Origin of the sequence: Pseudomonas sp. SbOxS1 (assembly GCF_013416725.1) — a bacterium.
GTDB lineage: Bacteria > Pseudomonadota > Gammaproteobacteria > Pseudomonadales > Pseudomonadaceae > Aquipseudomonas.
The window spans coordinates 410015-432889 of record NZ_JAAVXC010000002.1 but is presented as its reverse complement, the minus strand read 5'-3'; the positions used below and the strand labels follow the sequence as shown (position 1 = coordinate 432889).

20 protein-coding genes are annotated in these 22875 nt (G+C 61.7%); 6 read left to right on the top strand and 14 right to left on the bottom strand.

The window, feature by feature from the left end; genetic code table 11:
- The first annotated feature begins 15 nt into the window (after positions 1–15).
- Positions 16–1386, top strand: a complete 1371-nt coding sequence (locus HFK74_RS02915; protein WP_180202268.1) for a DUF2868 domain-containing protein — start codon at positions 16–18, stop codon at positions 1384–1386.
- The gene (locus tag HFK74_RS02910) at positions 1379–2755 is read left to right on the top strand and encodes a GTPase/DUF3482 domain-containing protein (protein WP_180202267.1); all 1377 of its coding nucleotides are present in this window, start codon (positions 1379–1381) and stop codon (positions 2753–2755) included. Before HFK74_RS02915 ends, HFK74_RS02910 begins: the two co-directional genes overlap by 8 nt.
- A 121-nt stretch (positions 2756–2876) precedes the next feature.
- On the opposite strand, the gene HFK74_RS02905 is transcribed toward HFK74_RS02910, so the two are convergent.
- The 6 genes from HFK74_RS02905 to HFK74_RS02880 form a co-directional block, all read right to left on the bottom strand.
- The gene (locus HFK74_RS02905; protein WP_180202266.1) at positions 2877–3434 is read right to left on the bottom strand and encodes a phosphonate degradation HD-domain oxygenase; all 558 of its coding nucleotides are present in this window, start codon (positions 3432–3434) and stop codon (positions 2877–2879) included.
- Between the two features lie 163 nt (positions 3435–3597).
- Positions 3598–4623, bottom strand: coding sequence for a putative 2-aminoethylphosphonate ABC transporter substrate-binding protein (locus HFK74_RS02900; protein WP_180202265.1), 1026 nt, complete (start codon positions 4621–4623; stop codon positions 3598–3600).
- Positions 4624–4656: 33 nt separating this feature from the next.
- Positions 4657–6381, bottom strand: coding sequence for a putative 2-aminoethylphosphonate ABC transporter permease subunit (locus tag HFK74_RS02895; RefSeq protein WP_180202264.1), 1725 nt, complete (start codon positions 6379–6381; stop codon positions 4657–4659).
- A complete protein-coding gene (locus tag HFK74_RS02890; protein ID WP_180202263.1) occupies positions 6381–7457 on the bottom strand; it encodes a putative 2-aminoethylphosphonate ABC transporter ATP-binding protein in 1077 nt (358 codons plus the stop codon). Before HFK74_RS02890 ends, HFK74_RS02895 begins: the two co-directional genes overlap by 1 nt.
- A 209-nt stretch (positions 7458–7666) precedes the next feature.
- Positions 7667–8530 carry a LysR family transcriptional regulator gene (locus HFK74_RS02885; RefSeq protein WP_180202262.1) on the bottom strand — a complete coding sequence of 288 codons (864 nt, stop codon included), beginning with the start codon at positions 8528–8530 and terminating at the stop codon, positions 7667–7669.
- Between the two features lie 16 nt (positions 8531–8546).
- Complete coding sequence (locus tag HFK74_RS02880) at positions 8547–10808, bottom strand: heavy metal translocating P-type ATPase (protein ID WP_180202261.1); 2262 nt, start codon at positions 10806–10808, stop codon at positions 8547–8549.
- 85 nt (positions 10809–10893) lie between these two features.
- Here HFK74_RS02880 and cadR point away from each other — a divergent pair, with 85 nt between their 5' ends.
- Complete coding sequence (cadR, locus tag HFK74_RS02875) at positions 10894–11343, top strand: Cd(II)/Pb(II)-responsive transcriptional regulator (RefSeq protein ID WP_150773704.1); 450 nt, start codon at positions 10894–10896, stop codon at positions 11341–11343.
- Positions 11344–11435: 92 nt separating this feature from the next.
- On the opposite strand, the gene HFK74_RS02870 is transcribed toward cadR, so the two are convergent.
- The 3 genes from HFK74_RS02870 to HFK74_RS02860 all read right to left on the bottom strand — a co-directional run bounded on the left by HFK74_RS02870 (position 11436) and on the right by HFK74_RS02860 (position 14136).
- Complete coding sequence (locus tag HFK74_RS02870; protein WP_180202260.1) at positions 11436–12407, bottom strand: thymidylate synthase; 972 nt, start codon at positions 12405–12407, stop codon at positions 11436–11438.
- A 49-nt stretch (positions 12408–12456) separates the two neighbouring features.
- A complete protein-coding gene (gene lgt / locus HFK74_RS02865; protein WP_008064986.1) occupies positions 12457–13263 on the bottom strand; it encodes a prolipoprotein diacylglyceryl transferase in 807 nt (268 codons plus the stop codon).
- Between the two features lie 90 nt (positions 13264–13353).
- Complete coding sequence (locus HFK74_RS02860) at positions 13354–14136, bottom strand: sulfite exporter TauE/SafE family protein (RefSeq protein WP_180202259.1); 783 nt, start codon at positions 14134–14136, stop codon at positions 13354–13356.
- A gap of 132 nt (positions 14137–14268) precedes the next feature.
- Here HFK74_RS02860 and HFK74_RS02855 point away from each other — a divergent pair, with 132 nt between their 5' ends.
- Positions 14269–15015: an NRDE family protein gene (locus HFK74_RS02855; protein ID WP_180202258.1), complete on the top strand. Its 747-nt coding sequence runs from the start codon at positions 14269–14271 to the stop codon at positions 15013–15015.
- A gap of 114 nt (positions 15016–15129) precedes the next feature.
- On the opposite strand, the gene ptsP is transcribed toward HFK74_RS02855, so the two are convergent.
- Complete coding sequence (gene ptsP / locus HFK74_RS02850; protein WP_180202257.1) at positions 15130–17409, bottom strand: phosphoenolpyruvate--protein phosphotransferase; 2280 nt, start codon at positions 17407–17409, stop codon at positions 15130–15132.
- Between the two features lie 22 nt (positions 17410–17431).
- Entirely contained in the window at positions 17432–17911 is a 480-nt protein-coding gene (locus HFK74_RS02845) for an RNA pyrophosphohydrolase (protein WP_008064982.1), read from the bottom strand.
- Positions 17912–18054: 143 nt separating this feature from the next.
- Between HFK74_RS02845 and HFK74_RS02840 the strand changes: the two genes are divergently transcribed.
- Positions 18055–18711 carry an HAD family phosphatase gene (locus HFK74_RS02840; RefSeq protein WP_180202256.1) on the top strand — a complete coding sequence of 219 codons (657 nt, stop codon included), beginning with the start codon at positions 18055–18057 and terminating at the stop codon, positions 18709–18711.
- Between the two features lie 106 nt (positions 18712–18817).
- Here HFK74_RS02840 and HFK74_RS02835 read toward each other — a convergent pair whose 3' ends face one another.
- Both HFK74_RS02835 and ilvA read right to left on the bottom strand, forming a co-directional pair.
- Entirely contained in the window at positions 18818–19243 is a 426-nt protein-coding gene (locus HFK74_RS02835; protein ID WP_180202255.1) for a DUF2269 family protein, read from the bottom strand.
- Positions 19244–19282: 39 nt separating this feature from the next.
- Positions 19283–20797: a threonine ammonia-lyase, biosynthetic gene (ilvA, locus tag HFK74_RS02830; RefSeq protein ID WP_008064979.1), complete on the bottom strand. Its 1515-nt coding sequence runs from the start codon at positions 20795–20797 to the stop codon at positions 19283–19285.
- A 274-nt stretch (positions 20798–21071) separates the two neighbouring features.
- Between ilvA and rpiA the strand changes: the two genes are divergently transcribed.
- Positions 21072–21746 carry a ribose-5-phosphate isomerase RpiA gene (gene rpiA, locus HFK74_RS02825; protein ID WP_180202254.1) on the top strand — a complete coding sequence of 225 codons (675 nt, stop codon included), beginning with the start codon at positions 21072–21074 and terminating at the stop codon, positions 21744–21746.
- 122 nt (positions 21747–21868) lie between these two features.
- On the opposite strand, the gene HFK74_RS02820 is transcribed toward rpiA, so the two are convergent.
- Positions 21869–22786, bottom strand: coding sequence for an SdiA-regulated domain-containing protein (locus HFK74_RS02820; RefSeq protein WP_180202253.1), 918 nt, complete (start codon positions 22784–22786; stop codon positions 21869–21871).
- Positions 22787–22875 lie beyond the last annotated feature (89 nt).

Below are 22875 nucleotides of genomic sequence, written 5' to 3'. Positions count from 1 at the left end.
GCGACGGGATGCCGCGTGACTGAACTGAACAATCTCTGGCTGACAGAAGCCATCCGCCTGCGCGAAGAACACGCCGGCCCCCTGGAAGATCTGGAAGCCAATCGCCTGGCCCGCAGCGCCGGCGGCGACCTGCCGACACGCATTCAACGCCGCGCCCTGTGGCTGGCCGAACGCGATGGCCTGAGCGATGCACTGAAACACTGGCTGCAAGGCGCGCGACTGGCGCTGATCGTACTTGCGGTGCTGGCCGTGATCAGTGGCGGGGGCCTGGCCTTTGCCGCCATGGGCGACGGCTTGCACCCGGTGAATGTGTTCTGGGCGCTGGGCAGTCTGCTCGGGCTCAATCTGATCCTGCTGCTGAGCTGGGCCCTGGGCCTGGTGTTTGCCGGCGAACACGGCGCCAGCCTTGGCCGCTTGTGGTTGTGGCTGAGCGAAAAACTCGCCCGGGACGCCAAGGCCGCGCAACTGGCGCCGGCCCTGCTGCTGTTGCTGCAACGCCAGAAACTCAATCGCTGGGCGATCGGCGTGCTGGTCAACAGCCTGTGGTTGCTGGCGATGCTCAGTGCACTGGTGATTCTGCTGACGTTGATGGCGACCCGGCGCTACGGCTTCGTCTGGGAAACCACGATCCTCAGCGCCGACACCTTTATCGCCGTGACCCAGGCCTTGGGTACGCTGCCGGCCTTGCTTGGCTTCAGCGTGCCCACCGAAGAGATGATCCGCGCCAGTGGCGACGCCGCACTGAATATCGAAAGCGCCCGCCAGGCCTGGGCGGCATGGCTGGTGGGCGTGTTGCTGGTTTACGGCGTGGTGCCGCGCCTGTTGCTCGCCGTGTTTTGCCTGTGGCGCTGGAAAACCGGTAAGTCTGCCTTGCGCCTGGACTTGAACCTGCCCGGGTACGCGCAACTGCGCGAGCGGCTGATGCCCACCAGTGAACGCCTGGGTGTCAGCGATGCCGCGCCGGCCGAACTTCACCGCGTGCTAAGCGGCGTCAATGAACAGCAAAGCGATGGCGCGTTATTGGTCGCCATCGAACTGGACGACGACCGCCCGTGGCCGCCGCAACTGCCCAAGAGCGTGAGCAACGCCGGCATCCTCGACAGCCGCGAATCGCGACACAAACTCCTCGAACAACTGAGCCGCTTTCCTCCCGCGCGCCTGGCGATCGCTTGCGATCCACGACGCTCGCCGGATCGCGGCAGCCTGGCGCTGATTGCCGAACTGGCCCGCAGCGCCAGCGCCACACGCATCTGGTTGCTGCAGGCACCGCCCGGCGAAGCGCTGGACGCCGAACGCCTCGGCGATTGGCACGTGGCGCTGCAACAACTGGAGTTGCCGTTCGCCGATTGTGCACCGATGAACTGGCTGGAGACGGGTCATGACTGACACCAGGAAGCAGCCTCTGAAACTCGCGGTCGTCGGCCACACCAACGTCGGCAAAACCTCGTTGTTGCGCACCCTGACTCGCGATGTCGGTTTCGGCGAAGTGTCCCATCGCCCCAGCACCACGCGGCATGTCGAAGGCGCGCGCTTGTCGGTGGACGGTGAGCCGTTGCTGGATCTCTACGACACGCCCGGACTGGAAGACGCCATCGCCCTGCTCGACTACCTCGAACGCCTGGAGCGTCCCGGCGAGCGACTGGACGGCCCGGCACGATTGGCGCGATTCCTGGAAGGTAGCGAAGCCCGACAGCGCTTTGAACAGGAAGCCAAGGTCCTGCGCCAGCTGTTGGCATCGGACGCCGGGCTCTATGTGATCGACGCCCGGGAACCGGTCCTTGCCAAGTATCGCGATGAGCTGGAAGTGCTGGCCAGTTGCGGCAAACCATTGCTGCCGGTGCTGAATTTTGTCAGCAGCGACAACCACCGTGAGCCGGCATGGCGTGAAGCATTGGCGCGCCTGGGTTTGCATGCGTTGGTGCGCTTTGACAGCGTCGCACCGCCGGAGGATGGCGAACGCCGGCTCTATGAGAGCCTCGCGCTGCTGCTGGAACATGCCCGTCCACAGCTTGAGCGATTGATTGCCGATCAACAGGCGCAACGCCTGGCGCGCCAGCAAAGTGCGGCGCGCTTGATCGCCGAGTTGTTGATTGATTGCGCCGCCTGCCGACGCAGCGTGGTCAGCGAGGCCGAGCAGGAACAGCAAGCCATCAACGAACTGCGCAAAGCTGTTCGCCAGCGCGAACAACGCTGCGTCGAAGCCCTGCTCAAGCTCTATGCCTTCCGCCCACAGGACGCGGCGGCCAGCGACTTGCCGCTGCTCGATGGTCGCTGGGGCGATGACTTGTTCAACCCGGAAACCCTCAAGCAACTGGGCGTGCGGGTCGGCGGCGGGATCGCGGCCGGTGCGGCAGCCGGCGCCGGAGTCGACTTGCTGGTCGGTGGCATTACCCTCGGTGCGGCGGCACTGGCCGGCGCGATTGCCGGCGGTGCCCTGCAAACCGTGCGCAGTTATGGCGGTCGGTTGCTGGGCAAGATCAAGGGCCAGCGTGAGCTGACGGTCGATGACAACGTACTGCGGCTGTTGGCCCTGCGCCAACGGCAACTGCTGCAAGCGCTGGATGCCCGTGGGCATGCAGCGATGGACAGCATCCAGGTCGCCACACCCCAGGACAAGACCTGGCGCGAGGGCAAACTGCCGGAAACGCTGAACAAGGCGCGGGCTCATCCGCAGTGGTCGTCGCTCAATGCGCATCCGAAGTTGAATCAGGCGGAGCGGCAGGAACAGATCGAAGAGCTGGCGCAGCAGTTGTAAATGTTGGTGTACTCACTGCCCCCATCGCGAGCAGGCTCGCTCCCACATTGGACTTGTGATCACCGAAAATCCCCTGTGGGAGCGAGCCTGCTCGCGATGGCCGCACCTCGGTCCAGCAGTTTTATGCAGCCAGCAGACGCACCGCCTTTTCCTTCAAGATGCCAAGATCAATGACCGGTACATGCATCTCCTTGGCCAACTCATCCCACTGCCGCATGCGCAAACTCACCGTGCACAGCGGATCCTGTTCGAAGGCTTCAGCCTCAGCTTCAGTCATCACCCCGCCCTGATACTCCAGGGTCCTGCGACTGGCTTCGCTCAATCGCTCGTAATACCCAGGCTCCTTGAGCGTCAGGTAGCGCTTGGCCTGGACGTGATATTCCACCAGCCGCGCCATGCGCTCGCTGAAACCAACACTGCGCAAGTAATCAGCGCCCAGCCGTTCATGGCTGACCACGCCAAAGCCGCCCATGTTCTCGGCGCCTTCGGCGCAGATGTGCCCGATGTCGTGGAAAAACGCGGCAAGCACCACTTCGTCATCGAAGCCCTCGGCCATCGCGCACTGCGCGGCCTGGGACATGTGCTCGATCTGCGATACCGGCTCGCCGATGTAGTCGGCATCGCCGAAGCGCTCGTATAACGCGAAAACCTTGGCGACTGCTTGTTCGTTGGGGTTCATCAGAAGTCTCGCGATGAAGTTGGATGAGTGCTCAATTGTAGACCGCCTTCGCGGGCAAGCCTCGCTCCTACAGGTGAAGTGTCGGTCGCGAATATTGCGTACGACACATCACCTGTAGGAGCGAGGCTTGCCCGCGAAGAGGCCCGATCAGGCTGAGAAGATCTTACTTGGCCGCCACCTTCTCGGACTTGCCGTCATAACGCTTGCGCCACTCGCTCAGGATCTCGTCGCGGTTCTTCGACGCCCAAGCAAAGTCGTTCTTGATCAAACGCTGTTCATAGTCAGCCGGCAACTCGGTCTGCGGCTTGGCGATGCCCGGCTGCGCGAGTACGGCGAAGTTCTCTTTATAAAGCTCCATCGCCTCGGGGCTGGCCGAGAAGTCCGCGAGCTTCTTCGCGGCGTCTTCATGTGGCGTGCCCTTGATCACGGCGGTGGCTTCGATTTCCCAGCCCAGGCCTTCCTTCGGCAGGATGATGTCCAGCGGCGCGCCCTGGCGTTTGAGTTGGACAGCCGGGTATTCAAAGGAAATGCCGATCGGGAATTCACCCGCCGCCGCCAGTTTGCAGGGCTTGGAACCGGAATGAACGTACTGGCCGATGTTCTGGTGCAAGCCATCCATGTACGCCCAGCCCTGCTTCTCGCCGAAGGTTTGCAGCCAGGCACTGACGTCGAGGAAACCGGTGCCGGACGACGCCGGGTTAGGCATGACGATCTTGCCTTTGTACTCGGGTTTGGTCAGGTCTTGCCAGCTCACGGGCTTGGTCAGGCCCTGCTTTTCGGCTTCGACGGTGTTGTAGCAAATGGTCGCGGCCCACACGTCCATGCCAACCCAGGCTGGCGGGTTGGCGGCGTCGCGGTAGTTGCCGCCGATCTTGCCGAGGTCTTTCGGCGCGTAGGTTTGAAGCATGCCTTGCTGGTCGAGGATCGCCAGGCTCGAAGCCGCCAGGCCCCATACGGCGTCCGCCTGTGGGCGGTCTTTTTCGGCCAGCAATTTGGCGGTGATGATCCCGGTGGAGTCACGCACCCATTTGATCTCGACGTCCGGGTTGGCCTGTTCGAAGGCTTGTTTGTAAGTCTTGAGTTGTTCGGCTTCGAGGGCGGTGTACACCGTCAACTCGGTTTTCGCCGCGAAGGCGTTCAGGCTGAAAGCGGTGAGGACAGCAGCGGCCAGGGCCAGGGGCTTGAACATGATCTTTTCCTGTAGTTGAGTTGAGAGGGTGAATCAGTGACCAGGCGCGGTCTGCCGCCAGGCTTGCGAGCGGCGCAGCAAACCGCGCGAAGCCCAGGCCAGCAGCAGGGACACGCCCGCCGAGGTGAACAGAATCAGGGTCGACATCGCCGCCGCACCGCCGACGTTGCCTGCGTCGTCCATGTTCAGCACCGCGACCGCCGCAAGGATGGTGTCGGGGCTGTAGAGGAAGATCGCTGCCGAGACGGTGGTCATGGCCGAGACGAACAGGTAGCGCACAATGTCCAGCAACGCCGGCAGGCAAATCGGCACGGTGACCCGCAGGTAATGGCGGTACAGCGGCGCCTTGAGTGACAACGCGGCGGCTTCGAACTCGGCATCGAGTTGGCGCAGCGCGGTGGTGGCGGTCATTTGCGCGGTGGTCAAATAATGCGCAATGGTGCACACCACCAGCAGGGTCATGGTCCCGTAAAGCACATGCAGCGGGTTGCCGGTGAGATTGAAGAAGAAGACGTAACCCAGGCCCAGCACCAGGCCCGGCACCGCCATCGGTACGAAGCTGAGCATGCGCAGGGCCAGGTTCAGCCCGCGCTGACCTTTGGTTTTCTCCATCAGGTACGCACCGGTGAAGATCAACAGGCTGCCGATCAGCGCCGTGCACAACGCCATCTTCACGCTGTTGCCGTAGGCCAGCCAGCCGCCACCCGCGGTGTCGTTGAACTGGTAGTGGTTGAGCGACAGCGACAGGTTGTACGGCCAGAACTTCACCAGCGACGAGAACACCGCCATGCCGAACACCATCAGCAACACGGCGCAGATCAGCAGCACAATCGCCAGGTAGCATCCGTCGCGCAGTTTCGAGGGCGCCGGTTTGAAGACTTGTGCACGGCCGCTCATGGAGTCGCCATGACGCCGACGCAACCAGGCATCGACCCCGAAGCTGAACAGCGCCGGCAGCAACAGCACCATGCCGATCAACGCGCCGCGACCGAACTGTTGCTGGCCGACAACGGCTTTGTAGGCTTCCAGCGCCAGCACTTGATAATCGCCACCGACCACTACGGGTACGCCGAAGTCAGTGATGGTCAGGGTGAACACCAGGCAGAACGCAGCGAACACTGCCTGACGAGTCGCCGGCCAGGTGATGCTGCGAAAGGCTTTAGCCGGACTTGCGCCCATGCTGGAGGCGGCGTCGAACAGTCGCGCATCCGCCAAGGACAGTGCCGACAGCAAAATCATCAAGGCGTGTGGGAAGGTGTAGATGACTTCACCCAGCACAATGCCCCAGAAGCCGTAGATATTGTCCGAGAGCAAGCCGCGCAACATGCCCTGGTTACCAAACAGATAAACCAGTGCAATGCCGGGCAGCATCGACGGCGCCATCAATGGCAGCAGAGAAATGCCACGCCAGATGCCCTTGCCCGGAATCAATGTGCGTTGCAGGGCGTAGGCAAACAGGTAGGCCAGCGGTACGACAATGGCCGCAACGCTAAGGGAAACCTTGAGGCTGTTACCCAGCAACCAGTGGAAATTGGCACTGGTTACCAGTTCCCTGGCTGCAACCCAACCACCGCCCTGCCCGGCTTCGGAACTGAAGCCGCGCCAGAAGATGGCGAGCAGCGGCATGAGTACCGCGACGCCAAGCAGCACCAGCAAGAGGACTTTGCCTCCGACCACGAACAACCGGTCGCCGAGTTCGGCGCGGGACATCTGCCGCGCCTGCTTGTGCGGCAGTGCCACAGCGATGTTCGCATTCATCAGGCAAACACCTGCAGGCTCTGTGGCGGCAAGGCCACCATGATCTGCTGCGCGCCAAGACGCGGCATGGCTTCGGGTGCCAGTTCGGCCAACAGTGCGTGGCCAGGCAAGTGATCAAGCTCGAAGCTCATGCGGCAGCGATTGCCCAGGAAGGTGATTTCGCGAACCTTGGCCGGGAACAGGTTTTCTTCATGTACCGGCGGATTGACGTTGATCGCTTCCGGGCGGCAGAACAAACGGCCCGAGGCATTTTTTGCGCTGCCGTCGGCCAGGCGCAGGTTCATTCCGCCGACCTGGGCGTGGCTGTCGCTGTTGCGGCGGAATGGCAACCAATTGCCTTGGCCGACGAACTCCGCCACAAACGGCGTGGCCGGACGGTTGTAGATTTCCTGCGGCGTGGCGTACTGCTCGACCTGGCCGTTGTTCATCACGGCAATACGGTCAGCCATCAGCATGGCCTCGTCCTGATTGTGGGTGACCATCAGCGTGGTGATGCCCAGGCTGCGTTGCAGCTGGCGCAGCTCGGTGCACAGGTGCTCGCGCACGCGGGCATCGAGTGCCGACATCGGTTCGTCCAGCAGCAACAAGGAGGGCGCCGGGGCCAAGGCGCGAGCCAGCGCTACGCGCTGCTGCTGCCCACCGGACAACTGGCCCGGGTACTTTTTCTCACTGCCGCTGAGGCCGACCAGTTCCAGCATCTGACCGACACGCTGACGCACCTGATCGCGACCGCTGCCGGCCAGTCCGTAGGCAATATTCGCTTCGACGGTGAGATTGGGAAACAGCGCGTAGGACTGAAACAGAATGCCGTAGTCCCGCGCCTGGGGCGCCAGGTGGGAAACGTCGCGATCGCCCAGATACAGCTCGCCACTGTCCTGCTTCTCCAGCCCGGCGATGCAACGCAGCAAGGTGGTCTTGCCACAGCCCGACGGGCCCAACAGGCACACCAGTTCACCGGCCGCGACGTCGAGGGAAACGTTATCCAGCGCGGTGAACGCGCCAAAGCGCTTCTGTACGCCGCGCACCTTCATCGGTGCGCCGGGGTTGCTCAGGGCAGTTGTGATCGAGTTGTTCATGGACGGGCCTCATCTAGCAGATGGGGCCATCCTAGGGTTGTAATGCGTCCGTCATGTGGCAGTAAGGCAAAAACCGCCGATAGTGGTATTCAAGGATTTTGGTTGCCCGGGCTGACGCTTTCGCGAGCAGGCTCGCTCCCACAGGGAAAGCGCGATCAACTGTGGGAGCGAGCCTGCTCGCGAAGGGGCTTGCACAGACAGTACAAATCTCAGGCGGGAGACATTTCCTGCGCCAACCCCAGAAACGCCGCCGGCAACCGTGCGTTTTTTCGCTCTTTGAGGCAGTAAAGGTACTCCGGAATCTGCGGCGCATTCTCGATGGTTAGCACGCGCAATTGCGGATCGTGTGGCACTTCCTGGCGGGCAATGATGCTGATGCCGATGTTGCGCAACACCGCCTCGCGAATCGATTCGCGGCTGCCGATCTCCAGCAGCGGCCCGAAACTCACACCGGCGCTGGCGAGCAACTCTTCAGTCAACCGCCGAGTGGTCGAACCCGATTCGCGCATCAACAAGGTATGCCCGGCCAATGCGCCGAGCGGCACGTGATCGTGCACCGCCAGCGGATGATTGCGATGCACCGCCAGCACCAGCGGATCGCTGCCAAGCACCCGCCGAATCAGCCGCGCATCCTCCAGCAACTGCGAGGACGCCGCGACATCCACCCGGTATTCCTCCAGCGCTTCGAGCACCTGCTGGGAGTTGCCGATTTCCACCGACACTTCCACCTGCGGCAAGCGCTCGCGAAACGTCTTCACCAGATCGAGAATGTAATACGGCGCCGTGGCGGCGATGCGCAATGTGCCCTGGACCTGTCCGCTGTTGCGCAGGAAAAATTCGATCTCGGCTTCCTGCTGCAGCAGTGCCTTGACCATCGGCAACAGCCGCGCCCCCTCATCGCTGACGCTCAGGCGGCGGCCGCCACGATAGAACAACTCAACCGAGTACTGGCTTTCCAGGTTGCGAATCTGGGTGGTCACCGTGGGTTGGCTCAAGCCGAGCTTTTTTGCTGCCAGGGTGATGCTGCCCAGGCGGGCAACCATGTAAAACGCCTTCAGCTCGGCACTCAGCACAACCGTCCCTCATCGTTTATTTGCGCAGCAGGCGCAATCCATTGAACACCACCAACAGGCTTACGCCCATGTCGGCAAACACCGCCATCCACATGGTGGCGAGCCCGGCGAAGGTTACCCCAAGAAAGATCGCCTTGATGACCAATGCCAGGGCAATGTTCTGCTTGAGGATGCTCGAGGTTTGTCGCGACAGGCGAATGAATGCGGGGATTTTGCGCAGATCGTCGTCCATCAGGGCGACATCGGCGGTTTCGATGGCGGTATCGGTGCCCGCGGCGGCCATGGCGAAGCCAATCTGCGAACGCGCCAGTGCCGGTGCATCGTTGATGCCGTCGCCGACCATCCCGACCTGATGACCCTGTGCATAAAGTGTTTCGATGGCCTGCAGCTTGTCGGTTGGCAACAAATCGCCCTGAGCCTGATCGATGCCGACTTGTGCGGCGATCGCCTGGGCGGTGTGGACGTTGTCGCCAGTGAGCATCAGGGTTTTGATGCCCAGTTCGTGCAGTTGCTGAATGGCTTCGCGGCTGGTTTCCTTTACCGTGTCGGCGACGGCGAAAAGTGCCAGCGGACCGGACTTGTCGAGCAATAGCACGACAGACTTGCCCTGTTTCTCCAGTGCAAACAGCTTCTCTTCCAGCGCAGGCGAGCACAAACCCAAGTCTTCCACCAATCGATGGTTGCCCAAGTGGTAGAGCTGACCATTGATCTCGCCGCGCACGCCGCGCCCGCCCAGAGCTTCAAAGTTATCCACAGCCCAAGGTGCATGCTGTTTATCCACAGCCGCGTTGGCGATGGCCCGTGACACCGGGTGATCCGAGCGACCAGCCAGCGCCGCCGCAATCGCTGCAGCAGTGGCGTCGGCAGTCGGGTCGAGTGACAGGTAATCGGTTTGCACCGGTTTGCCGTGGGTAATCGTGCCGGTCTTGTCCAGCGCCAGATAGTCGAGCTTGTAGCCGCCCTCCAGATAAACACCGCCCTTCACCAGGATGCCTTTGCGCGCCGCCGCGGCGAGGCCGCTGACGATGGTCACCGGTGTGGAAATCACCAAGGCACAAGGACAGGCGACAACCAGCAGGACCAGCGCGCGGTAGATCCAGTCAAACCACAACGCATTCATGAACAGCGGTGGAATCACCGCCACCGCCAGGGCCAGGACAAACACCGCCGGGGTGTAGATTTTCGAGAAGCGGTCGACGAAGCGCTGGGTCGGTGCCCGCGCGCCTTGAGCCTGTTCGACGGCGTGAATGATCCGCGCCAGCGTCGAATGGTTTGCTTCGGCAGTCACGGCATATTCCAGGGAACCGGCCTGGTTGATGGTGCCGGCGAACACCTTGTCGCCAACGGTTTTCTCCACCGGCAGGCTTTCACCCGTGATCGGTGCCTGATCGATGGTCGAACTGCCCGACAGCACTTCACCGTCCAGGCCAATTCGCTCGCCGGGGCGTACCCGCACCCGCGCGCCGAGCTGAATGGATTTGACGTTTTGCGCAACCCAGCTGCCATCGGCCTGCAACACCGTGGCCTGCTCCGGCGTCATCTGCATCAGGCCGCTGATGGCGTTGCGCGCCCGGTCCAGCGACCTGGCTTCGATCAGCTCTGCCACGGTAAACAGGAACATCACCATCGCCGCTTCCGGCCACTGTCCGATCAGGATCGCACCGGTCACCGCAATGCTCATCAGCGCATTGATATTCAGGTTGAGGTTCTTCAGGGCGATCCAGCCCTTCTTGTAGGTTCCAAGGCCGCCGCTGAGGATCGAGACCAGTGCGATGACCGCCACCACCCAGTTCGGCGCAGCGCTAGTGAAGTGAATCACCTCGGCCAGCAGCGCACCCAGACCCGACAGCGCCAATGGCCACCAGGGCTTTTTCGCAGGCGCCGGGGTGGGCGCTTCGACGCCCTGCTCCAGTGGCTCGGCCTGCATGCCGAGGGACTTGATGGCGTCGATGATCGGCGCAGTGCCTGGCAGGTCGTGGGTCACGCCGAGCACACGGTTGATCAGGTTGAATTCCAGTTGCTGCACACCCGCCAGCTTGCCGAGTTTGTTCTGGATCAGCGTTTGCTCGGTCGGGCAATCCATGGCCTCGATGCGGAAACTGCTCAGCCGCGCGCCGGCGGTTGGCGTTTCGCTCAACTTGATCAGCGAAGGCGCCGCAGCTTTGGCCGAACAGCAGGAATCCCCGTGACCGCCATGGACATGTTTGTGCACAGGCTGCAGTTTGTGGCTGTGATCGTGGTCAGCCTCGGGTTTGTGGGTGTGAAGGGAATCGCTCATCAGGTCGCGTCCTTGAAGGTGCTTGTTGCCAAGTAAAGACCCTGTAGCCACTATAGGGTCAAGCACCCATTTGGAGATTGCCGTCATGAAGATTGGAGAGCTGGCCAAACTCACCGACTGCGCCGTGGAAACCATCCGCTACTACGAACGCGAGAACCTGCTGCCGGAGCCGGCCCGCAGCGACGGCAACTACCGGGTCTATACCCAGGCCCACGCCGAACGCCTGACCTTCATCCGCAACTGCCGCACCCTGGACATGACCCTCGAAGAAATCCGCAGCCTGCTGGCGTTTCGCGACAGCCCGCAGGACCAGTGCGAAAGCGTCAACGCGCTGATCGACGAGCACATCCATCACGTCAAGGCGCGGATCGATGGGCTGCTGGCCCTGCAGGCGCAACTGCTCGACCTGCGCCAACGCTGTGGCGAAGGGCCGGGTATTGATCAATGCGGGATTTTGCAGCGGTTGGAAGTGAGTGGCGGGGTTGTGGCGACGGAAGTGGAGCATTCCCATGTCGGGAGAAGTCATGGGCATTGAGGGCCTCTTCGCGGGCAAGCCTCGCTCCTACAGGTCCGCCGCGAACCTGTAGGAGCTGGCTTGCCAGCGAACACCGCGAAGCGGTGCCAGTCTCAGACCGCCATTGGCGCGGTCATTGGCGCATGGTGCTCGTAGCCTTCCAGCGAGAAATCACCCGGCTCGACCAGCTCCAGCCACTCCGGCTGATACACACCAGTTTTGGCAAACTCCGGTACGCGATCGGAAATAACCAGCTTGGGCATCGGGAACGGCTCGCGCTTGAGCTGTTCGTTGAGCATGTCCAGGTGATTTTCGTAGACGTGGGCGTCGCCGATGAAATAGGTGAACCAGCGCGGCGTGTAGCCGGTCAGGCGTCCGATCAGGCTTAGCAGCGCGGCGCCTTCGGTGAGGTTGAACGGCGTGCCCAGGCCCAGGTCATTGGAACGGATGTAGAGGGTCAGGGAGATCTCTTTGGTCTCGACATTCGGGTGGAACTGGTACAGCAGATGGCACGGCGGCAGTGCCATTTCATCGAGTTGCGCGACGTTCCAGCCGTGAAACAGGATGCGGCGGCTGCCCGGGTCCTTGATGATGGTGTCGACGCACTGGCGAACCTGATCGATGGCTTTGTACAGCACCACGTAGGCCTGGCCGTCTTCCTCACCTTCGGCAATCTGACGATAACCCTGTTTCAGGGTCTGCTCGATGGCGGCCGGGTTGCTCATCGGGATCTGCTTGTACGCCGGCCATTTGCGCCATTGCACGCCGTAGATCTCACCGAGGTCGTCTTCACCCTGGCGGAACGGGTTGGCCAGCCACTGGGCGTTTTCATTGGCGTTCTGGTCCCAGACCTTGCAGCCCAACGCGCGGAACTCGGCGGCATTGTTCACGCCACGCAGAAACCCGCACATCTCGCCGATAGCCGATTTGAAGGCCATCTTGCGCGTGGTGATCGCCGGAAAACCTTCCTGCAGGTTGTAGCGCAACATCGCGCCCGGAAAGCTGATGGTGTTCACGCCAGTGCGGTTGGCCTGTTTGGTGCCGTTCTTGATGACGTGGGCGACCAGTTCGAGATATTGCTTCATGAGTTACCTGTGTCCTTGAACCCGCAGCCACCGCTGCGGGGTTCGAATTTTATACGGCTGCCGCTGGAGTCGCCGGAGCGCGGTGATACGCCAGCCAGATCAGGAACAGCCCGCCGACGATCATCGGCACGCAGAGCACCTGGCCCATGGTCAGCCAGTTCCAGGCCAGATAGCCCAGTTGCGCATCCGGTACGCGGACGAATTCGACGATGAAACGGAAGATGCCATAGAACAGCGCGAACATCCCCGATACCGCCATGGTCGGCCGCGGCTTGCGCGAGAACAGCCACAGGATCAGGAACAGCGCCACGCCCTCAAGCGCAAACTGATAAAGCTGCGACGGGTGACGCGCCAGTTGCGCCGGATCGGTCGGGAAGACCATCGCCCACGGCACATCGGTCGCCTTGCCCCACAACTCGGCGTTGATGAAGTTGCCGATACGCCCGGCGCCCAGGCCAATTGGCACCATCGGTGCGACGAAGTCCATCAGCTGGAAAAACGACTTGTTGTTCTTTTTACCGAACCACAAGGCGGCCAACATGACGCCGATGAAGCCGCCGTGAAACGACATGCCGCCCTTCCACACTTCAAAGATCAACAGCGGGTTGGCGATATAAGCACTCAGGTCGTAGAACAGCACGTAGCCCAGGCGGCCACCGACAATCACCCCCATCGACATCCAGAACACCATGTCGGAGAGCTTCTCCTTGGTCCAGGTCGGATCGAAGCGGTTCAATCGGCGCGACGCCAGCAGCCACGCGCCGCCGATGCCGATCAGGTACATCAACCCGTACCAGTGGATTTTCAGCGGACCGATGGCCAGGGCCACCGGGTCGATCTGCGGGTAAGGCAGCATTGCGACTCCTCATGAGTTCAAATCAATTCCCGGGCGACGCTGCCACCTCAGGATTAAGCCAGGATTGTGCCGAGCGTCAGAGCAGATGCTTCAGACTAGAAAGTTCAGGCCAACGCAGAACAGCAAAGCGGCAAACAGTCTTTTCAGCAACCTTGGCGACAGATTGTGCGCCAGTCGCGCGCCGAAGCGGGCGAAGACCATGCTGGTCAGGGCAATGCCCAGCAGCGCCGGCAAATAAACAAAACCCAGACTATGGGCCGGGAGCAGCGGATCGTGCCAGCCCAGAATCATGAAACTTAATGCACTTGCCAAGGCGATCGGCAGGCCGCAGGCCGACGATGTCGCCACCGCCTGCTGCATCGGCACGCTGCGCCAGGTCAAAAACGGCACGGTCAGCGAACCGCCGCCAATGCCGAAAATCGCCGAGGCCCAGCCAATGACGCTGCCGGCCACGGTCAGACCGACTTTGCCCGGCACGGTTCGACTGGCCTTGGGCTTGACGTCCAGCGCCAGCTGCGCGGCGATCACCAGGGCGAACACACCGATGATTTTCTGCAGGTTCGGCCCGGAAATCGCCTCGGCGGTCAGCGCCCCGAAACCGGCACCGATCAAGATGCCGACGGTCATCCACAGGAAAATTGGCCAACGCACCGCGCCGCGACGGTGATGCTCGCGTACCGCATTGACCGAGGTGAAGATGATCGTCGCCAGGGACGTACCGACGGCGAGGTGGGTCAGGATCGATGCATCGAAACCTTGCAGGGTGAAACTGAACACCAGCACCGGGACGATGATGATCCCGCCACCCACGCCAAACAGCCCCGCCAGCACCCCGGCACAAGCGCCGAGCGCCAGATAGAGCAGAAATTCCATGCTGTTTCCCCACCCAACCCCAAAACCGGAGCGGCATGGTAACGGATGCATGGCCTTGGGCTCCACTGGATGGCGATGGATACCCGCACGATGTCTGCGTAGAGTGGGCAAAAAACACACAAGGATCACCTTATGTGCCTGATTGTTTTCGCCTGGCGACCGGGCCACGCCCGACCGCTGATCGTGGCGGCCAACCGCGACGAATTCTATGCCCGCCCTAGCCTGCCGCTGGCGCAATGGCCCGAAGCACCGCAGGTGCATGCCGGGCGCGACCTGGAGGCCGGTGGAACCTGGCTCGGTGTCGGCGCCAACGGGCGCTTTGCCGCGCTGACCAACATCCGCGATCCGCATCGACCGCCAGGGCGCAAGTCTCGGGGTGAACTGGTGGCGCGTTTTCTCACTGGCGAAGTGCCAATTGATGACTATTTAGACGACGTTGTCGCACGTTCGCCGGAATATGGCGGGTTTAACCTGCTGATCGGCAACGCCAACGAGTTGTGGCATTTCAATGCGCGGGAATCGGAAGCGGTGATGCTGCCGCCGGGGGTCTACGGCCTGTCGAACGCCGGGCTGGATACGCCGTGGCCGAAACTGCTCAAGGCCAAGGCGGCGCTGAGCGAGGTGCTGGATGATCCGCAACCTCAGGCGCTGCTGGCCTTGCTCAGTGATTCACAGCAAGCGCCGTTTGCGGACCTGCCGGACACCGGGGTGGGGTTGGCTACCGAGACATTGCTATCGAGTGTGTTTATTGCCAGCCAGAGTTATGGGACGCGGGCGAGTACGGCGTTGATTGTGCAGGCGGATGGTGCGCGGCATTTGGTCGAAAGGAGTTTCGGACCGTATGGCGGGCATTTGGGGGAAGTGGAAATTCGGCTTTAGTTTTGTATTGCCTGACCTGGCCTCATCGCGAGCAGGCTCGCTCCCACAAGGGATCTGCGTTGATCACAAATCCAATGTGGGAGCGAGCCTGCTCGCGATGGGGCCATCAGCGGTTTAGAGGGGCTTGATCGCCGCCGGATTGATCATCCGCGCCAACCCAAGGTTCTTCAGCGCCAATTGCAGCGAGCTGTGGATAACCTGCGGGTTGTCGATGGTCATCAACTCGGCCAGCAGTTCCCTGGCCTTGCTCAGGTTGATCTGGCGCAGCATCCACTTCACCTTCGGCAGGTTGGTGGCGTTCATCGACAGGCTGTCGAAACCCATCGCCATCAACAGAACCGCTGCCGCCGGATCACCGGCCATTTCGCCGCAGATACTCACCGGCTTGCCTTCGGCATGGGCGTCGCGCACCACGGTTTGCAGGGCTTGCAGCACCGCCGGGTGCAGGTAGTCGTAAAGGTCGGCCACACGCGGGTTGTTACGGTCCACGGCCAACAGGTACTGGGTCAGGTCGTTGGAACCGACCGAGAGGAAGTCCACCTGCCGCGCCAGCTCCTTGGTCTGGTACACCGCCGCCGGAATCTCGATCATCACGCCAATCGGCGGCATCGGTACGTCGCAGCCTTCGTCGCGCACTTCACCCCAGGCCCGGTGGATCAGGTGCAGGGCTTCTTCCAGTTCGTGTGTACCGGAGATCATCGGCAGCAGAATCCGCAGGTTGTTCAGGCCTTCACTGGCCTTGAGCATGGCACGGGTCTGCACCAGGAAGATTTCCGGGTGGTCGAGGGTGACGCGAATGCCGCGCCAGCCGAGGAACGGGTTGTCTTCCTTGATCGGGAAGTACGACAGCGACTTGTCGCCACCGATGTCCAGGGTACGCATGGTCACCGGTTGCGGGTGGAACGCGGCCAGTTGTTCGCGGTAGATCGCCAGCTGTTCCTTTTCACTCGGGAAGCGCTGGTTAATCATGAACGGCACTTCGGTTCGGTACAGGCCGACACCTTCGGCTCCGCGCTTCTGCGCGCGTGCCACGTCCGCCAGCAGGCCGGTGTTGACCCAAAGCGGCATGCGATGGCCATCGACCGTGATGCAGGGCAGATCGCGCAGCGCATCCAGCCCGAGGGCCAGTTGTTTCTCTTCCTCGACCACTTCGGCGAACTGCTTGCGCAGCACGTCGCTGGGGTTGGTGTAGACCTCGCCGCGATGACCGTCGACGATCATGCCAATGCCGTCGACCTTGGAATACGGCAGGTCGACCAGGCCCATCACCGTCGGAATGCCCATGGCCCGGGCAAGGATCGCGACGTGGGAGTTACCGGAGCCGAGTACCGACACCAGGCCCACCAGCTTGTTTTCCGGAACCTCGCCGAGCATGGCCGGCGTCAGTTCTTCGCTGACCAGGATGGTGTTGTCGGGGTAGACCAGGGTTTGCTGGCGCTCTTCCTGCAAGTAGGCGAGCAGGCGGCGGCCGAGGTCCTTGACGTCCGACGCCCGCTCACGCAGGTAAGCGTCGTCCATCAGTTCGAAACGGTTGACGTGATCGGTGACCACCTGGCGCAACGCGCCTTGGGCCCACTGCCCGGTCTTGATCACGGTGGTCACTTCGCTGCCCAGCGCCGCATCGTCGAGCATCATCAGGTAGACGTCGAACAAGGCGCGCTCTTCCGGGCGCAACTGCGTGGCGAGCTTGGCGGACAACGCGCGCATGTCGGCGCGCACGCCTTCGATGGCCGTCTTGAACAGCCCCAGCTCCGCTTCGATGTCGACGATGGTCTTGTCGGGCACCACGTCCAGGTCGGCTGGAGGCAGCATGACCACCGCGGTGCCGACTGCCGCACCCGGCGAGCCCGGCACACCGATGAACTTGGCTTCCTGGATACCCTTGCCCTGGCGGCCCAGGCCACGGATCGAACCGGTGGCCTCGGCGTGGGCGATAACCCCGGCGAGTTGCGCGCTCATGGTCACGAGGAAGGCTTCTTCACCCTCATCGAACTGTCGGCGTTCTTTTTGCTGGATGACCAACACGCCGACAACGCGACGGTGGTGAATGATCGGCGCCCCGAGGAACGAGGCGTAACGCTCTTCACCGGTTTCGGCGAAGTAGCGGTAGCGCGGGTGATCCGCGGCGTTTTCGAGGTTCAGGGGTTCTTCACGCGTGCCGACCAGGCCGACCAGACCTTCATTGGGCGCCATGCTGACCTTGCCGATCGAGCGCTTGTTCAAGCCCTCGGTGGCCATCAGCACGAAACGGTTGGTCTCGGGGTCAAGCAGGTAGACCGAGCAGACCTGGCTGCCCATGGCCTCTTTGACGCGCAACACAATAATCCCCAACGCCGCCTTGAGATCCTTGGCGGAGTTAACTTCCTGGACGATCTTGCGCAGCGTATTGAGCATGGCTCGGGGTCGAACTCCGTCGTCAGTCGCGCGCTAATAGGCGCGGGGCAAGCTCTTTGAGGGCGCGTCGATACACCTCGCGCTTGAATGTCACCACCTGGCCCAACGGATACCAATAACTGACCCAGCGCCAGCCATCGAATTCCGGTTTACCGGTCAAATCCATCCGCACCCGCTGCTCATTGGAGACCAGGCGCAGGAGAAACCATTTCTGTTTCTGGCCGATGCACAGCGGCTGGCTGTGCGTCCTGACCAGACGTTGCGGCAAACGATAGCGCAACCAGCCCCGAGTGCAGGCGAGTATTTCAACATCTTCGCGCTCCAGGCCCACTTCTTCGTTCAACTCGCGGTACAAGGCGTCTTCCGGCGTCTCCTGGGGGTTGATCCCGCCTTGAGGAAACTGCCAGGCATCTTGATTGATACGGCGAGCCCATAGCACCTGGCCGGCATCATTCGTGAGAATGATCCCGACATTAGGACGGAAACCATCGGGGTCGATCACGGCAACAACCTCGCAAACGCATGTCGTCGCATTGTTCCACAAAGGTTGTGAAGGCAGCAACGCGCCGGCCTACCTTATGTGCACTCTTGTGAAAAGTCCGTATTGTGGACGCCTTTCTACAGACTTTTCAGCGAGTAACTGCAATGCGGCTGGCTTTATTCGACTTGGACAACACGCTTTTGGGCGGCGACAGTGACCATGCCTGGGGTGACTACCTTTGTGAGCGCGGCTTCCTCGACGCCGTTGCCTACAAGGCACGCAACGACGAGTTCTACCAGGACTACCTGGCAGGCAAGCTGGATAATGCCGCCTACCTGAACTTCTGCCTGGAAGTGCTTGGCCGTACCGAAATGGTCACGCTGGATCAGTGGCACAACGACTACATGCGCGACTGCATCGAACCGATCGTGCTGCCCAAGGCTATCGAACTGCTGGCCAAACACCGCGATGCTGGCGACAAGCTGGTGATCATCACCGCCACCAACCGCTTTGTCACAGGCCCTATTGCCGAGCGCCTGGGTGTCGAAACCCTGATCGCCACCGAATGCGAAATGCTCGATGGGCGTTATACCGGGCGCAGCACCGACGTGCCGTGCTTCCGTGAGGGCAAGGTGACGAGGTTGAATCGTTGGCTGGAGGAGACCGGGCACAACCTGGAGGACAGCTACTTCTATAGTGATTCGATGAATGATTTGCCGCTGCTGGAGCAGGTGGTGAATGCGGTGGCGGTCGATCCGGACCCGAATCTGCGGGCCGAGGCCGAAAAGCGTGGCTGGCCGGTGATTTCGTTGCGCGATTGAAATCGCCTTCGCGGGCAAGCCTCGCTCCTACAGGGGATTTGTGAACGACACAGATTCCCTTGTGGGAGCGAGCCTGCTCGCGAATGGGGCAACTCGGTTTATACGGTTAAACCGGCTTGGCGCCCATCAACCCCGCGATAGCTACAAAACAGACAAAACTGAACAACGCCAAGGCAAAGGTAAATTTGCCCACCCCGCCCGGCGTCTTACGCACCTTGTTCAGCCGCACCAGCAACCAGAACCACGCCAGCGCCGCCAAGGTGTAGAGCACGCTCGAGGCCAGCAACCAGGTTTGCCCCAGCGGCCAGCCCACCAGATGCACCATCCACCAACCGGTGAACGGCATGCTCAGCAACGCCAGCGCCATCAACAACCAGATGAATACACGCGGACTTTGCAAGGTGCGGCTCGCTGCCGTCGCGTCGCCATTACGCTTGGTGCGCCAAACCCAGATCCCCAGGCCCAGCGCGCAAAGCAGCACGACCACCGTCGCCACCATATGCGCCGTCTTGAGGGCAGTTAAGGTTTCCATGGTTCGATCTCCTTATGCGTTGCCCCTCAGCGTAGCCGCTCAGCCAAGAAACAGCTGATAGGCCGGGTTGTCGCTTTCGTCCCAGTACGGGTAGCCGATTTCTTCCAGCGCTGCCGGCACCAGGTGACGCTCCTCGTGGGGGACTTGGAGGCCCGCGACCACACGACCATCGGCCGCACCGTGGTTGCGATAGTGGAACATCGAGATGTTCCAGCGCCCGCCGAGCTTATTAAGGAAGTTGAACAGCGCCCCCGGACGCTCCGGGAATTCGAAGCGCAGGATCACTTCATCGACCACATGCGCCGCGCGCCCGCCGACCATGTGACGGATGTGCAACTTCGCCAGTTCGTTGTCAGTCAGGTCGACGACCGGAAAGCCCTGCTCGCTCAGGCTGGCGATCAGCGCGCGACGAGGGTCGGTTTCCGGGTGAGTCTGCACCCCGACAAAGATGTGCGCTTCGCTGCCGGTGTTGTAGCGGTAGTTGAATTCGGTGATCTGGCGCTTGCCGATGGCTTCGCAGAACGCCTTGAAGCTCCCCGGCTGTTCAGGGATGGTCACCGCGATGATGGCTTCACGGCCTTCGCCCAGTTCGGCGCGCTCGGCGACATGGCGCAGGCGGTCGAAATTGACGTTGGCCCCGGAGTCGATGGCGACGAAGGTCTGGCCGGTGACGCCGCGGGACTCCACGTATTTCTTTATCCCGGCCACGCCCAGGGCGCCGGCAGGTTCGGTGATCGAACGGGTATCGTCGTAGATGTCCTTGATTGCCGCGCAGATTTCGTCGGTGCTGACGGTGATGACTTCGTCGACGTAGTCTTTGCAGATATCAAAGGTGTGCTGGCCGATCTGGGCCACCGCAACGCCGTCGGCGAAGATGCCCACGGTGGGCAACACCACGCGCTCACCTGCCGCCATGGCGGCTTGCAGGCAATTGGAGTCGTCCGGTTCGACACCGATGACCTTGATGTCCGGCCGCAGGTACTTCACGTACGCCGCGATACCGGCGATCAGTCCGCCGCCGCCGACCGGAACGAAGATCGCATCCAGGGGCGCCGGGTGCTGGCGCAAAATCTCCATGGCCACCGTGCCCTGCCCGGCAATGGTGTGGGGATCGTCATAGGGGTGAATGTAGACGTAGCCTTTTTCGTCGACCAGTTTCAGCGAGTAGGCCAGGGCCTCCGGAAACGAATCGCCGTGCAGCACCACTTTGCCTCCACGCGAACGCACGCCTTCGACCTTGATCTCGGGCGTGGTCTTGGGCATGACGATGGTGGCTTTCACGCCCAGGACCTTCGCCGCCAGGGCCAGGCCTTGCGCATGATTGCCCGCGGAAGCGGTGACCACGCCACGAGCGCGCTCTTCGGCGCTCAGTTGCGTCAGCTTGTTGTAGGCGCCACGAATCTTGAACGAGTACACCGGCTGCAAGTCTTCACGCTTGAGCAAAATCTCGTTGCCCAGCCGCTCGGAGAGCTGGCGGGCAGTCTGCAATGGGGTTTCTACGGCAACGTCATAAACGCGCGAGGTGAGGATCTTTTTGACGTACTGTTCAAGCATCGGAAAGCATCACTGAGCGGGTTGGGCAGGATCAAGGAGTCTAACCCGGCTTTTGGCCGCACGACCACCCTGTAGGAGCGAGCCTGCTCGCGAAAAACCCGAGGGCGCCGCTGGGTATCTGGTTTTACGCGTTATCGTTCACGTACATCACGAGCAATCGAGCGTCGACCGGCTGCTCCTACAGTTCTAGCTGCCAATCGGGCAATGACCTTCCCCGCCCCGAAGCCTATAATGCCGGCCTTTCGTTCCCCTTCTTCGGCACCTCGGAGCCCGCATGACCCAGGATCAACTCAAACAGGCAGTGGCCCAGGCCGCCGTCGACTTCATCCTCCCGAAACTCGACGACAAGAGCATCGTTGGGGTCGGCACCGGTTCCACCGCCAACTGCTTCATCGACGCCCTGGCCAAGCACAAGGGCGCGTTCGATGGCGCAGTCGCCAGCTCCGAGGCCACTGCCGCACGCCTCAAGGGCCACGGGATTCCGGTCTATGAGCTCAATACGGTCAGCGACCTGGAGTTCTACGTCGACGGCGCCGACGAGAGCGACGAGCACCTGAACCTGATCAAGGGCGGCGGCGCGGCCCTGACCCGCGAGAAAATCGTCGCGGCCGTGGCCAAGACCTTCATCTGCATCGCCGACGCCAGCAAACTGGTGCCCGTGCTTGGCGCATTCCCGTTGCCCGTGGAAGTGATCCCGATGGCCCGCAGCCACGTGGCCCGCCAGCTGGTGAAACTCGGCGGCGACCCGGTCTACCGCGAAGGCGTGCTGACCGACAACGGCAACATCATCCTCGACGTGTTCAACCTGCAGATCACCAACCCGGTTGAACTGGAGTCGCAGATCAATGCGATCGTCGGCGTGGTCACCAACGGCTTGTTCGCAGCGCGTCCGGCCGACCTGCTGTTGCTGGGGACCAGCGAAGGCGTGAAGACCCTGCGCGCTCAGTAAGACAACGCAAAACCTGTGGGAGCGAGCCTGCTCGCGATGACGGCCTAACAGCCAACAGAGATGTTGAATGTCATGACCCCATCGCGAGCAGGCTCGCTCCCACAGTTGTTTTGCGGTGCTTGTTAGTTCGGTGAAGGTTTTTTAAAGACGTAAAACAGGTTCGGCTCACTCACCAGGTACATCGTACCGTCGTCGTCCATGGCGATACCCTCCGCTTGCGGTACGGTCTTTTGCAGACCCTGCCGACCCTTGTTCAGTGACATGGTGCTCAGCGGTCGCCCGTCCACATCCAGTTCCAGAATCAGCCGCGACTCGTCGGACAGCGCCAGCAAGTGCCCGCTGCGCTCGTCGTATTGCAGGCTCGACAGGTCCCGCACAAACATCCCGGCATCGCGCTTTGGATTGTTGACCACATGTACCGCGTAGGACTTTTCCGGATTGAAATGCGGAAACCCGTGCACTTCGTAGATCAGCATCGGGTCGCGTTCCTTGGCGACAAACAAGCGCTTGCCTACCGAATCGTAAGCCAGGCCTTCGAAACCCTTGTTGCCGCTCATGTGCACACCGAGGGTCATCTGCTCCGCGTCCGCGGCGTCGAGGAAGGTGGTGTCATGCTCCAGATGAATCTTGATCAGGCGCTGCTGGCGCTCGTCCGTGATCACGTAGGTGTCGGCGCTGATGAACTCAACGGCTTCCGGATCACCAAAACCGACCAACGCGATGCGGCGCAAAATCCTGCCATCGAGGGACAGCTCGATCAATTCGGAGTTTTGATTGGTGACCGTGAACAGGCTTTTGCGCACCGGGTCGTAGGTCAGGGCTGAAACATCGTCGTCCAGCCCTTCGATGACTTGCCCCTCCAGCACCACCCGATACTGGTCCAGGCTGATGGACTGGGTGTTCATCGGCTGCCAGAGCGCGTGCAAGTTGAACCAGGCGCGCTCGAACAGGCGCAGGTGCTGCCCGAACGCGATCAATACGCTCAGGGCAATCACCGACAGGAGCAAAAGCAGAGGTTTGGGGCGGGCTAATCGACGCATTCAGGCGGGCTCGGATTCAGGGCAGGCGGATGAAATATCACGCCTGCCTGAATTGAAGCTTAATGGCCATTGGCCTGATCCTACAACCA